At 36.8% G+C, this 13,897-nt stretch carries 12 protein-coding genes; 11 read left to right on the forward strand and 1 reads right to left on the reverse strand.

Translation table 11 applies throughout. The annotated features are described in order from the left end of the window. The first annotated feature begins 4 nt into the window (after positions 1–4). Genes pyrC through pyrE form a run of 7 tightly spaced genes read left to right on the forward strand, consistent with a single transcriptional unit; the run spans position 5 to position 8,610 of the window. Positions 5–1,285, forward strand: a complete 1,281-nt coding sequence (pyrC, locus tag KHA93_RS04375) for a dihydroorotase (protein ID WP_213109610.1) — start codon at positions 5–7, stop codon at positions 1,283–1,285. Further along, entirely contained in the window at positions 1,282–2,382 is a 1,101-nt protein-coding gene (locus KHA93_RS04380) for a carbamoyl phosphate synthase small subunit (RefSeq protein ID WP_213109611.1), read from the forward strand. The genes pyrC and KHA93_RS04380 overlap by 4 nt, the downstream gene beginning before the upstream one ends. Further along, complete coding sequence (gene carB / locus KHA93_RS04385) at positions 2,366–5,581, forward strand: carbamoyl-phosphate synthase large subunit (RefSeq protein WP_213109612.1); 3,216 nt, start codon at positions 2,366–2,368, stop codon at positions 5,579–5,581. The genes KHA93_RS04380 and carB overlap by 17 nt, the downstream gene beginning before the upstream one ends. Beyond that, a complete protein-coding gene (locus KHA93_RS04390) occupies positions 5,578–6,360 on the forward strand; it encodes a dihydroorotate dehydrogenase electron transfer subunit (RefSeq protein WP_213109613.1) in 783 nt (260 codons plus the stop codon). Before carB ends, KHA93_RS04390 begins: the two co-directional genes overlap by 4 nt. Further along, a complete protein-coding gene (locus tag KHA93_RS04395; protein WP_213109614.1) occupies positions 6,357–7,298 on the forward strand; it encodes a dihydroorotate dehydrogenase in 942 nt (313 codons plus the stop codon). The genes KHA93_RS04390 and KHA93_RS04395 overlap by 4 nt, the downstream gene beginning before the upstream one ends. Next, a complete protein-coding gene (gene pyrF / locus KHA93_RS04400; RefSeq protein ID WP_213109615.1) occupies positions 7,270–7,980 on the forward strand; it encodes an orotidine-5'-phosphate decarboxylase in 711 nt (236 codons plus the stop codon). The genes KHA93_RS04395 and pyrF overlap by 29 nt, the downstream gene beginning before the upstream one ends. Continuing rightward, on the forward strand, positions 7,981–8,610 hold the full coding sequence (pyrE, locus tag KHA93_RS04405) for an orotate phosphoribosyltransferase (protein ID WP_213109616.1): 630 nt from the start codon (positions 7,981–7,983) through the stop codon (positions 8,608–8,610). Positions 8,611–8,838: 228 nt separating this feature from the next. Here the strand turns inward: pyrE and KHA93_RS04410 are convergent, their stop codons facing one another. After that, positions 8,839–9,921 (reverse strand): nitric oxide synthase oxygenase, encoded by a 1,083-nt coding sequence (locus KHA93_RS04410; protein ID WP_213109617.1) that lies wholly within the window; start codon positions 9,919–9,921, stop codon positions 8,839–8,841. A gap of 435 nt (positions 9,922–10,356) precedes the next feature. On the opposite strand from KHA93_RS04410, the gene KHA93_RS04415 reads away from it, so the two are divergent. The 4 genes from KHA93_RS04415 to KHA93_RS23075 all read left to right on the forward strand — a co-directional run bounded on the left by KHA93_RS04415 (position 10,357) and on the right by KHA93_RS23075 (position 13,624). Next, positions 10,357–11,292 (forward strand): carbohydrate ABC transporter permease, encoded by a 936-nt coding sequence (locus tag KHA93_RS04415; protein WP_213109618.1) that lies wholly within the window; start codon positions 10,357–10,359, stop codon positions 11,290–11,292. Positions 11,293–11,398: 106 nt separating this feature from the next. Further along, on the forward strand, positions 11,399–12,166 hold the full coding sequence (locus KHA93_RS04420; protein WP_233711040.1) for a carbohydrate ABC transporter permease: 768 nt from the start codon (positions 11,399–11,401) through the stop codon (positions 12,164–12,166). A 92-nt stretch (positions 12,167–12,258) separates the two neighbouring features. Beyond that, positions 12,259–13,248 carry an ABC transporter substrate-binding protein gene (locus tag KHA93_RS04425; RefSeq protein ID WP_233711041.1) on the forward strand — a complete coding sequence of 330 codons (990 nt, stop codon included), beginning with the start codon at positions 12,259–12,261 and terminating at the stop codon, positions 13,246–13,248. 40 nt (positions 13,249–13,288) lie between these two features. After that, entirely contained in the window at positions 13,289–13,624 is a 336-nt protein-coding gene (locus KHA93_RS23075; protein WP_349772341.1) for a type 2 periplasmic-binding domain-containing protein, read from the forward strand. Positions 13,625–13,897: the final 273 nt, after the last annotated feature.

Raw genomic sequence — 13,897 nt, forward strand, 5'->3', positions numbered from 1 at the left:
CGTAATGAATTGGCTTATAAAAAATGCACGGACAATTAATGGAACATCAGAAACAACAGATCTTAGAATCGTAGATGGAAAAATCGCCGAAATTGGCGAAAATCTCGTTAATAAAGGTGAAGAAGAATTAGATGCAAAAGGATTAACAATAGCTCCTGGATTTGTCGATCTTCACATCCATTTACGTGAACCGGGTGGAGAACATAAAGAGACGATTGAAACAGGTACAATGGCAGCGGCAAAGGGTGGCTTTACGACAGTAGCGTCGATGCCAAATACAAAGCCTGTACCCGATAATGCCAATCAAATGAGCTGGCTTGTTAATGAGTGTAAACACCGTGGTTCTGTAAAAGTTTTACCATATGCTGCGATTACAAAAAATCAAGAAGGTAAAGAGCTTGTTGATTTTGCTGCGTTAAAAGAAGCTGGTGCCTTTGCTTTTACAGATGATGGAGTTGGTGTACAAACAGCAGGTATGATGTATGAAGCGATGCAAAAAGCAGCCGAACTCGATATGGCAATCGTTGCTCATTGTGAAGATAATTCATTAATTTATGGTGGAGCCATACATGAAGGTAGTTATTCTAAGCAATCAGGAATCCCGGGAATTCCATCAATATGTGAGTCAGTTCATATAGCCCGTGACGTTCTGCTTGCTGAGGCAGCAGGTTGCCATTACCACGTATGTCATATTAGTACAAAAGAATCCGTAAGAGCTGTGAGAGATGCCAAACGAGCTGGCATTCGTGTCACTGCTGAAGTATCACCACATCATTTACTTCTCTCAGAAGAAGATATTATCGGGGAAGATACAAACTTTAAAATGAACCCTCCATTAAGGGGAATGGATGATAGAAAAGCATTAATAGAAGGCTTACTAGATGGAACAATCGATTTTATTGCAACGGATCACGCACCCCATGCTGCTGAAGAAAAGGCTAGAGGAATGAAATTGGCGCCTTTTGGAATCGTTGGATTAGAATCAGCATTTCCTCTTTTATATACACATTTTGTTGAAAATGGTATTTGCACACTCGAACAGTTAGTAAATTGGTTAACTGTCATTCCGTCGAAAACATTTGGGCTCAAAAGTGGAACACTGGAAATCGGGAAAGATGCAGATATTGCTTTGCTTAATTTAAATCTAGAAAAAGAAATTAACCCTGTGAATTTTGCTTCAAAAGGAAAAAATACACCTTTTGGTGGTTGGAATTGTAAAGGATGGCCAGCAGCAACTTTTGTAAATGGCGAATTAATTTGGTCTGAAGGGAATGATGGACAATGAAACGGAAACTAATACTTGAAGATGGTACAGAATTTGTTGGAGAAGGGTTCGGCGGTGAATTAGATTCAATTGGTGAGGTTGTTTTCCATACAAGTATGGCTGGTTATCAAGAAGTAATTTCTGATCCTTCGAATTACGGACAGATTATAACGTTTACTTATCCATTAGTTGGTAATTACGGCATCAATCGAGATGATTTTGAAAGCATTCAACCTGTCATCAAAGGAATCGTCGTTAAAGAAGCGTGTGAATTCCCATCCAATTGGCGCAGCAATATGTCACTCGATGAGTTTTTAAAACTAAAGAATATTCCAGGTATTGCTGGGATTGATACGAGAATGTTAACTAGATTAATTAGGGATAAAGGCACATTAAAAGGTGCGATTTGTGGATATGAAGAAAATAAGGAATCAGTTCTTGCACAATTACAATCCGACTCACTTTCTCATGATGCTGTAAAAAAAGTTTCTGCCACAAAGCCTTTTCCTAGCCCAGGTCGTGGTAAAAGTGTCGTCGTAGTAGATTTCGGCGTCAAGCACGGAATTTTACGAGAGCTAACAGAGCGTGGCTGTGATATTAAAGTAGTTCCTTATCATACGTCTGCTGAAGAAATTATTTCGTTAAATCCTGATGGAGTATTGCTCTCTAATGGACCTGGTAATCCAGAACAAATTCAAGAAGTTTGTGAAATGATTCAAGAAGTTCAACGACATTTTCCATTATTCGGTATTGGTTTAGGACATCAATTATTTGCACTTGCTAATGGATGTAAGAGTGAGAAAATGACTTCCGGACATAGAGGGTCAAGTTATCCTGTCAAGGAATTAGAAACAGGTAAAATCATTTTCACTTCTCAAAATCATGGATATGAAGTAGTAGAATCATCTATCGATTCCACAGTCCTTACGATTACTCATAAAGCGTTAAATGGAGGTTCTATAGAAGGAATCAAACATAATCAATACCTAGCATTCTCACTCCAATATGAACCAGAAGCATCTCCTGGATCAGAAGATGGGAAAAAAGCATTTGATCATTTTTTAAATATCTTGAATGAACAAAATGGAAGGGTGGAGCATCATGCCAAAACGTACTGATATTGAAAGTATTTTAGTCATTGGGTCAGGACCAATCGTCATAGGACAAGCAGCAGAATTTGATTACGCCGGAACTCAGGCATGTCTTGCTTTAAAAGAAGAAGGATATCGAGTCATCTTAATTAACTCAAATCCAGCCACAATTATGACAGATACTGAAATTGCGGATGCGGTATATATTGAACCAATCACGCTTGAGTTTGTTTCAAGAATTATCCGTAAAGAAAGACCTGATGCCATCCTACCGACATTAGGGGGACAAACAGGATTAAATATGGCGATGCAACTTGCGAAAGCAGGCGTTTTAGAAGAATGTGAAGTAGAAATTCTCGGTACTAGACTATCTGCCATTGAGCAAGCCGAAGACCGTGACCAATTCAGGGAACTAATGAATACATTGAATGAGCCTGTGCCCGACAGTGAAATCGTTCATACGCTTGAAGAAGCGATTGCTTTTACTGAGAATGTAGGATTTCCAATTATTGTCCGTCCAGCGTATACACTAGGTGGAACAGGGGGCGGAATTTGTGAAAACCTTGATGAACTAAAAGAAATCGTTACAAGCGGATTAAAGTATAGCCCAGTAGGACAATGTTTAATTGAAAAAAGTATTGCAGGATGTAAAGAAATAGAATTTGAAGTAATGCGTGATAGCAATGATAATGCGATTGTTGTTTGTAATATGGAAAACGTTGATCCAGTCGGAATCCATACTGGTGATTCCATTGTTGTTGCTCCATGTCAAACATTAAGTGATAGAGAAGTTCAGATGATGAGAAACGCATCACTAAAAATCATTCGTGCGCTTGGAATTGAAGGTGGATGTAATGTTCAGCTCGCACTTGATCCCCATAGCTTTAATTACTATCTTATCGAAGTAAATCCGCGTGTGAGCCGTTCATCTGCACTTGCATCAAAAGCAACTGGATTTCCAATTGCTAAGCTAGCAGCAAAAATCGCAGTTGGTTATACATTAGATGAAATTATGAACCCTGTAACAGGTAAAACATATGCTTGCTTTGAACCGGGAATTGATTATGTAGTATCAAAAATTCCGAGATGGCCATTTGATAAATTTGAATCTGCAAATCGTAGACTTGGAACACAAATGAAGGCAACGGGCGAAGTTATGGCGATTGGACGCACTTTTGAGGAGTCATTATTAAAAGCTGTTAGATCTCTTGAAAGTAATGTCTTCCATTTGGCCCACCCAGACGGCATTCAGTATGATCGGGATTTTTTACAAACACAGATTGTAAAGGCAACAGATGAACGCTTGTTTTACATCGGAGATGCCTTACGACAAGGAATTACCATCGAAGAAATTCATGAATGGAGTAAAATTGATCTTTTCTTCTTATATAAAATGGAAAAGATTGTAAAACTAGAAAAGAATTTAAGAGAGCATTCCTTTAATATTGAAGTCGGAAGAAAAGCGAAAGAATTCGGTTTTTCAGATAAAACCGTCGCAAAATTATGGGAAACTGATGAAAAAACAGTGTATGAATGGCGTAAAACAAATGGAATTATTCCAGTCTATAAAAAAGTAGATACATGTGCCGGAGAATTTGAATCAGATACTCCATATTTTTACGGAACATATGAAACCGAAAACGAATCCATCAAAACAGATAAAAAGAGCGTTGTTGTAATTGGATCAGGTCCAATAAGAATTGGGCAAGGTATTGAGTTTGATTATGCGACTGTTCACAGTGTTTGGGCAATTCAAGAAGCTGGATATGAAGCGATAATTATTAATAGCAACCCTGAGACTGTATCTACAGACTTCAGCATCTCCGATAAACTATATTTCGAGCCACTTACGATTGAAGATGTCATGCATATCATCGATTTGGAACAACCAGAAGGGGTTGTCGTCCAGTTCGGTGGTCAAACAGCTATTAACTTAGCTGGAGCTCTAGAAGAAAGAGGAGTAAAAATACTTGGTACATCGCTTGAAAGCTTAGATCGTGCTGAAAATAGAAATAAGTTTGAACAGTCGTTATCAGAACTAGAAATACCTCAGCCAAAAGGAAAAACAGCTTTCTCCGTCGAAGAAGCAGTAAAAATAGCAACGGAAATTGGTTACCCAGTGTTAGTTAGACCTTCTTATGTACTCGGTGGTCGTGCTATGGAAATCGTATATGAAGAGCGTGAACTGCTTCATTATATGGATAACGCCGTAAAAGTGAATCCAGATCAACCAGTTCTCGTCGATCGCTATTTAGTTGGTAAAGAAATTGAAGTAGATGCGATTTCAGATGGAGAAAATGTACTTATCCCTGGGATTATGGAACATATTGAAAGAGCAGGGGTCCATTCAGGAGACTCGATCGCTGTCTACCCGCCTCAGAATATAAGTGAAGAAATGAAAGAAAAAATCGTCGACTATACGATTAGACTTGCAAGAGGTTTAGAAATTGTCGGACTATTAAACATTCAATATGTTATATCACAAAATGATTTATATGTCATAGAGGTAAACCCGCGTTCAAGTCGAACAGTACCATTTTTAAGTAAAATAACAGGGATTCCTATGGCAAATGTAGCATCAAAAGTTATTTTAGGTGAAACATTGCCTTCATTAGGCTATGAAACTGGAATTGCTCCGGAACAAAAAGGTGTATATGTGAAAGTACCTGTATTCTCCTTTGCTAAACTAAGAAGAGTAGATATCACACTCGGACCTGAAATGAAATCAACAGGTGAAGTAATGGGTAAAGATAAAACGATGGAAAAAGCACTTTATAAAGGGCTTGTTGCATCAGGTATGAGCATTAAAACATATGGCACAGTTTTAATAACAGTCGCAGATAAAGATAAAAATGAAGCGCTTGAGCTTGCGAAAAGATTTTCCGCTATCGGCTATCGTATTATCGCAACGAGCGGAACAGCTTCATCTATTGAAAAAGCAGGAATAAAAGTCGAAGTCGTTGATAAAATTGGCTCAACTGGTCCAACGCTCATCGACGTGATAAGACAAGGAAAAGCACAAATTGTCATTAATACATTAACAAAAGGAAAGCAACCAGAACGGGATGGTTTTAGAATTAGACGTGAGTCTGTTGAAAATGGTGTGGCATGTTTAACATCACTTGATACGGCAGAAGCGATCCTTGGAGTATTGGAATCAATGGTATTTTCTGCTGAGGCGATGGGAAAAGGGGAAGTCGAGCTGAAAGAGGCGATGTATAAATGATCCAGCAAGAAAAAATGCTAGTCATTTCCCAAAAACAAATTGCAAAGGATATTTTTGAACTAACTTTAGAAGGAAATCTCGTTAATGAAATGGATGAGCCAGGGCAATTTGTTCATATTAGAACAAACCCTGGGCTCGACCCGCTTTTACGTAGACCAATTAGTATCGCTTCGATTGAAAAAGAAAAGAATCAATTCACTATCATATATCGAGCGGAAGGAAAAGGAACGAGACTTCTTTCTCTAAATGTGGAAGGCAGCCAAGTGGATGTTTTAGGTCCGCTTGGTAATGGTTTTCCAATTGACGAAATTAACTCAGGTGAAACAGCCTTGCTGGTTGGAGGAGGCATTGGGGTTCCGCCATTATATGAACTTGCAAAACAGTTAAACAAACAAGGAACGAAAACAATCCATATACTCGGTTTTGAAACTGCTGAGAAGTCATTTTATGAAGATAAATTTTCTGAACTAGGTGAAACTTTTATTGCTACAGTTGATGGTTCTGTCGGTACGCGAGGCTTTGTAACGAATATCATTGATGAAAACGAGATCAAATTTGATGTTCTCTATTCATGTGGTCCAACGCCAATGTTAAAAGCATTGGAGGATCGATTTAATGGAAGAAAAGCCTATCTGTCGCTAGAACAGAGAATGGGCTGTGGAATCGGAGCTTGCTTTGCTTGTGTTTGTCATCTTGCAGATGATCCTACCCGGTCAAAATATGTAAAAATATGCAGTGATGGTCCTGTTTTTCCAATCGGGAAGGTGGTTTTATCATGAATCGACTACAAATAGACTTACCCGGCTTGTCACTGAAAAATCCAGTTATGCCAGCTTCAGGCTGCTTCGGCTTTGGAAAAGAATATAGTCAGTTTTACGATTTATCCATTCTTGGAGCGATAATGATAAAGGCTACAACATTAGAACCTAGGTACGGAAATCCGACACCGCGAGTAGCAGAAACGTCAGCAGGAATGTTGAATGCCATTGGTTTGCAAAACCCTGGATTAGAAGGAGTCTTGGCAAACGAGCTTCCATGGCTTGAACAATTTGACGTTCCGATTATCGCGAATGTCGCCGGATCAGAAGCCGAAGATTATGTGGAAGTAGCAGAAAAAATATCCGATGCGCCAAATGTGAAAGCTCTAGAATTAAACATCTCTTGCCCGAACGTAAAAAAAGGCGGAATTGCTTTTGGAACAATCCCTGAAGTGGCAGCAGAGTTAACAAAAAGAGTAAAAGAAGTTTCGTCTGTTCCTGTATATGTGAAATTGTCTCCAAATGTTGCAGACATTGTAGGGATGGCTCAGGCTGTAGAAGAAGCTGGGGCAGATGGCCTTACGATGATCAATACATTACTTGGCATGCGCCTTGATATTAAAACAGGGAAGCCTATTTTAGCCAATAAGAGTGGTGGTTTATCGGGTCCTGCTATTAAACCGGTTGCCATTAGAATGATTTATGAAGTAAGCCAAAAAGTAAACATCCCGATTATCGGGATGGGTGGAATAGAATCTGCTGATGACATAATTGAATATTTTTATGCTGGTGCAAGTGCGGTGGCTATTGGAACGATGAATTTTACAAATCCATTCATTTGTCCAAGACTTATCGAGGAACTTCCAAGAAAACTTGATGAGCTTCAAGTTACACATATTAGTGAATTAACCGGAAGGAGCTGGAAAAAGTATGGTGCAAATGCCAATCATTGCTCTTGATTTTCCGGATAGGGTCTATGCCGAACAATTTTTAAATAAATTTCAAGGTGAACAGTTATTTGTAAAGGTAGGCATGGAATTATTCTACAAAGAAGGCGCCTCTTTCATTAATTGGTTAAAATCACAAGGACATTATATCTTTCTAGATTTAAAATTACATGATATCCCAAATACTGTTTATAGTGCGATGAAAGTAATGGCATGTCTTGGTGTGGATATGGTTAATGTCCATGCTGCAGGTGGATCCAAAATGATGGAATATGCTCTAAAGGGACTGGAAGAAGGAACATCAGAAGGAGTAGATAGACCAAAATTAATAGCCGTTACTCAATTAACGAGTACGAGTGAAGAACAAATGCAGAGTGAACAAATGATTGATCATCCATTGAAAGATTCCGTTAAACACTACGCAAAACTTGCATTTGAAGTTGGCCTTGATGGAGTTGTCTGTTCTGCTCTTGAAGCAGGAGAAATTTCTGAAGCTACTAATAAAACTTTTTTAAAAGTTACCCCGGGAATCCGTATGGCAGGGGATAACTCTCATGATCAGTCACGGATTGTGACACCATCTGACGCTCGAAAACTAGGGTCTACTCATATTGTAGTAGGGCGTTCTATTACACAAGCTGACAATCCTTTACATGCATATGAACGGGTCAAATTTGAATGGGGGTTGAAATAAATGGTTTCAGAAAAAATAGCAGAAAATCTATTAGAAATAGAAGCAGTATTCTTACGTCCAAATAATCCTTTTACATGGTCTTCAGGATTAAAATCTCCAATTTACTGTGATAATCGTATGACTCTTTCTTATCCAGCTTTAAGAAAAGAAATTGCCCAGGGCCTTGTAGACATAATTAAGAACGAATTTCCGAATGTGGAGTTAATCGCTGGAACAGCAACAGCTGGAATTCCACATGCCGCATGGGTCAGCGACCTTCTAGAATTACCGATGTGCTACGTAAGATCCTCAGCTAAAAGCCATGGAAAAGGAAATCAAATTGAAGGAAAGATTTTAGAAGGCCAAAAAGCGGTTGTTATCGAGGATTTAATCTCAACGGGAGGAAGTGCCATTGCTGCAGCAGAAGCACTTCGTTCATCCGGCATTGAAGTTCTCGGTATTGTGTCCATTTTTACATATGAATTGGACAAAGGAAAACAGAGATTAGAAGAGGCAAAGATTAAGGCTGTTTCATTGACTGATTACAGCAATTTAATTAGAGCAGCATTGAAAAAGGGCATTATCGAAGAGAAAGATGTTGCTCTTTTAGCAAGCTTTAGGGAAAATCCTGAAGATTGGGCTGGAAATTAAAGAGAGTAAAATAGTATCAGATGTTTCAAATATAAAATAAACTGTCCTACTATTAATAGTTGGACAGTTTTTGTATTTTTAAAGAAACAAACTGTTGGGACGATGTGTATAACATATTAATGTGATATCACTTCTTACAATATTAGACAGTCGCCTACACCTCTTATTTGAAATGCAGCTTACTAGAATCCTATATTTGTTTTCTAACGATGAAAACCTCTTTAGTGTTCACGAATAGGGAGGTTTTTGATAAAAATAGTTAGGTTTATTAATTTCATTATTATATTGTTTATAAAAAATATGGGATGTTGCAGGAGCTAGTGGAGGAATGAGCCATGTCCAATTTCCTGTCAGAGGTCGTTCCATTTTTCTTTCATTCTCTTCAAACTGTTTAAATTGATGTGAAGCGGTATGATGATCAACGATACTAACTTTATTTTCCTTGTATGAGTGCAACACGGCAATATTTAATTCCACCAACGCCCTATCTTTCCAAAGAGAGCTGTTTTTACTCTGATCCAGTCCCATACACGAACTAATTTTTGGGAGTATATTATATCTATTTTCATCAGCTAAATTTCGTGCCCCTATTTCGGTACCCATATACCAACCATTAAATGGAGATGCAGTATAGACGATACCCCCAATTTCAAGCTTCATACTTGATATGATTGGGACTGAATACCATTTAATCCGCAAATCTTTAAACCAATCATATTCAGGATGATGAATGGGTACCTCAAGGATAAGATCATTTGGTATGTCAATCATATATGGTTTATTGTCATTAATTTGAACAACTAATGGAAGGACATCGAATTGGCTGCCTTTGCCTTTCCAGCCAAGCTTCTCACATTCTCTTGTAAACGCTAATGAATCAGGATCGCCTATTATTCCATTTTCAGTTTGATATCCTGCATAGCGAATTAATTGATGATTCCATATTTTAATTGATTGATCAGGTGTTTTTTGATGGAAAACAGTAATCGTGGAACGGATTCTCCCTTGGTTTGTAGCATATTTTATGTGTTCCAATAAAGCATGAGCAATCGACTCTTCTGTAGACAAATGCCTCATGTCAAAAACGTTAAGCTTTTCCCAAAATAGCCTCCCTATGCACCTATTGCTATTACGCCAAGCAAGCTTTGCACCATACTCCAGCTCTTCAAAAGTGTGTTTATAATAACCAAATCTATTAATCTCATCTTTAATTTCTAGTAATCTTGCTTTAATTTCTTGATCACTTTTCTTAAGCTCATGATAGCTTATGTTAATAAATTTTTCTGCTTCTTTTAATAAGTCTTGATGCAAGAAAACTTCCTCCTAAAATGAAAGTCGATAGTTTTATTATAACGAATAATTTAGTGGGCATATTTTCATAGCATGAAAATAAATGAAAATTTATTGACACTTTTTAACGAGATGGGAGCCAAGGCTTGCAGAGTAAATATCTATCTCAACTATGAATATCATTTGTTTACTGCTAACGAGTTAGTGAGTATTAAAATTATATATATATTTCTAGCAATACATTAAACATCTAAGTATAGACTGATATTTTACGTTCTGACCTAAATACTTCTATACGTTTATTTTACTTACTAAGAACAAAGACCTGGTATTAACGTATCGTTTTTTAAGATTTAATTTGAACGTGAAGGATTCCCTAACTATTTGTAGAAACATATAGAAACACTCAATGATGTATTGTTAAGCGCTTACAAAAAAGTGGGAAGGAGAAATAATATGGCTAATACACAATTTCCTCCAAATAAACAGACTATTACAAGGTTACAAGGCACCTTAGACTCACGGAAAAAACTAAAAAAATCTCAGTATATTTGGTATTTGTTCTTAGCGCCTACATTAATAGGGATATTGTTATTCATGGCTTACCCCATACTTGAATCTCTTCGACTAAGTTTTTTTAATTCTAACGGAACAATAGAATCCTTTACAGGGCTTAACAATTTTAAAAGGGTATTAACTTCCCAGAACTTTTGGAATGCTGTTTGGAATACTTTTTATATAGGTTTTTTTCAAATTTTAATCACTGTTCCGTTAGGCTTTGTTTTTGCATCTCTTATTAACAATGTATCTAGGGGACAAAATTTTCTAAAAGTGATTTTCTTTTTACCTAATGTCACATCAATTGTAGCTGCCTCCATGATTTTTGCGTTTGTACTTCATCCTGAAATGGGGATCATGAATTTTGCACTTGCAAAGTTGGGATTACCAACATCTACTTGGTTATCAGATCCTTCCACTGCAAAATGGGCAGTTATATTATTATCTATCTGGCATTGGATTGGCTTTGTCATCATCATCTGCTTAGCTAATTTACAGTCTATCTCAAGTGAAATGTACGAAGCTGCAAAAATTGATGGTGCGAGTGGGATTCAACAATGGCTTTTCATTACTATTCCAAACATGTCAGGAACTTTTGCCTTTTTATTAATAACAGGTTGGATAGGAGCTTTACAAAGATTTAACGAAGTCTACGTATTGGGAGGCCCAAATGGGAGTCCTGCCCGCTCAATACAAACAATGGGAGCCTTCATTTATGAAAGAGGCTTTACAGGATTTGAGTTCGGTATTGCTTCAGCAGCGACATATATAATGTTCATGATTATTTTAATCTTTACGTTTATCAATCTAAAGGTATCCGGAATGAAAATATAAAATAGAAAGGAACTATATGATGCAGAAATCATTAACAATGAAACAGTCTCATCATATCTCAAACACTTTCATTTTTTTAATTTTACTTTTCTTTGGATGTTTACTTATGGCTCCATTTATTTGGATGATAAGTGTAGGTTTCGACAGAACCGCAAATGTTACGATGCCATTCCCACCACAACTAATTCCAGATAATGTTTCAGCTTTCAATTACGGTATTATTTTTGAAAACGGAAGAGTTTTTAAAGCTTATATAAATTCTGCAATTGTTACGATCAGTTCGGTTTCATTATCAGTATCATCAGCGATGTTAGGAGGATACGCATTTTCTAAAGGGCATTTTAAAGCGAAAAAACTCCTTTTTCTAATTGTTTTGGCTACATTGATGATTCCAATTGAACCACGATTAATTCCACTATATAAATTATTAAATACAGTAGGTTTATTAAATACTTTTTGGCCATTGATACTTCCATCGTTAGTTAGCGGATTTTTGTTGTTCTTGTGTAAACAGTTTTTTGACCAACTACCTGATACTTTACGTGAAGCAGCACAAATTGATGGAGCTGGAGAATTTAAAATATTCTTTACTGTTTATTTGCCATTAGCTGGTCCCATTGCAGCAACAATGATTATTTTATCTTTTATTTGGAGTTGGAATGATTTTTTATGGCCGTTAGTTGTACTTAATGATCAAGAATTACATACAGTACCTCTCTTTTTAGCAAGTTTCTCACTTGAAAATGGAACAAGCTTAGGTGGACTGACTATGGCTCTAGCAACAGTCAGTATTTTACCGATCATAATCGTGTATTTATTTTTACAAAGATATATTATTCAAAGTATTGCACTAAGTGGCGTTAAAGGTGAATAGATTAATGCTTTTCTATGGTAATAGGAGGTGGGTGCTTATTATCCTTCGTGTTTATTATTAAAATTTATTTGATACTAAAAGGAGGAATAGTATTGACGGAAAACTCATTCTTTAAAAAAAATACCTTTCTAGCATTAGTATGTTTGATTGTCTTATTGTTTGGCCTTGTGAGTTGTAATAAAACCGAGTCAGGTGGTAAAAGTTCTGGAGATTGGAAAGGACAAACTTTGAAGGTACAAATGATTGGAAATTTCAGTATGGAGAGTGGAACGGATCCAATTACAGGAGATAAGGTACAAGGATTAGATGTGCTAAAAAAAGAATTTGAAAAAAATTATCCAGGAGCAAAAGTACAATTTATCATCATGCCTTGGGAAGGGTATGTTGAAAAAACACAAGCCATGCTTACTTCTGGAGAAGCTGATGTATACCAAATGCCTGGAATAGCTGATTTTGCCGCACAAGGTCTTATGGAGCCATTACAGCCTTTAATCGATGGTGATAATAAATTTGATCTAGATATCTTTATCGACAATCAAGTTGACGGATGGAAAGCTCTTGGACCAGATGATACTGATTTGCAAATTTTCGCTTTACCATTTCTTGGAGATGCGAGATTTATAGCATATGATAAGCTGCTTTTTGATCAGTGGGGGGTCGAATATCTTTCTGATAATCCCACTATGGAAGAAGTAATGGAAAAAGCTAAACGAATGACTGGGACTAACCCTAAAACCGGAGAACAGAACTATGGTGTATTCTATCGTGGGGATTGGTCTAGTGCTTTCACTCTTGTTAATTTAGTAGAAGGTCAAAATGGAAATTGGGGTAAAGGGTTTGCATGGAATGAAGTAGAATTTGCTTTTAACTCACCTGAGATGTTGACTGGTCTCAATTGGCTGCTCGAAATGAAGCAATATGCACCAGATGGGATTATGAGTAATCAAGGAAATGAAAAATGGTTAACAAAAGATAATAATATCGCAATCTTGCTAAATATGGGACCAGGTGATCTTGTTAAACAAACTTATGCCCAAGGATTGGAGGATCGTGTTGCAATAGCACAAGAATTTAAAAAATGATGAAGGTAGGGGAGGTCTCTTTGCAGGAAGCCCAATAGCCATAGCTAAAAATAGTAAAAATAAAGAGTTGGCATGGGAATGGATGAAATTTGCTACTAGTGAATTTACTCAAAAGTTTATATATGAAGAACAAGGATTAATGCCTTCTATAAAAGCAGCTTATGACTGGGAAAGTGTGAAAAAAGTAGATCATTTAATGAATCCAATATTTAAAGCGATGAGTACGCCATATACACCTCGATATCCTTGGGGATCTTCACAACCAAGATTTATTTTACAGTCGGAAATTGAAGCTGCTTTAACAGGTCAAAGAAGTACTGAGGATGCATTGAAACGAGCTCAAGCTGAGAGTACAGACTGGGTGAAAAACCGATAGTAATGTTTTATAAATAATATAGAAGAAAAGAAGGAATTTCAAAATAAGCTGTTCTGTATTCATTATACAGGATAGCTTATTTTAATTATGTTCATATTATTATGCATTTTCTTTACTAATAGTTGTTTCATTGATTGATACAGCAATCCAAAAAAAAAGCAGTATTGAAAAAAGACTGCATCGAAGAAAAGGATTTCGCTCAATTTAAAGGCACTGAGAAACCAAAAAAGGTATAATTCCCTCTGAATATGAGTTATTATACTTTTTTTTGCA

The organism is Lederbergia citrisecunda, from assembly GCF_018343695.1.
In the GTDB taxonomy this organism is placed as follows: Bacteria; Bacillota; Bacilli; order Bacillales; family Bacillaceae_C; genus Lederbergia; species Lederbergia citrisecunda.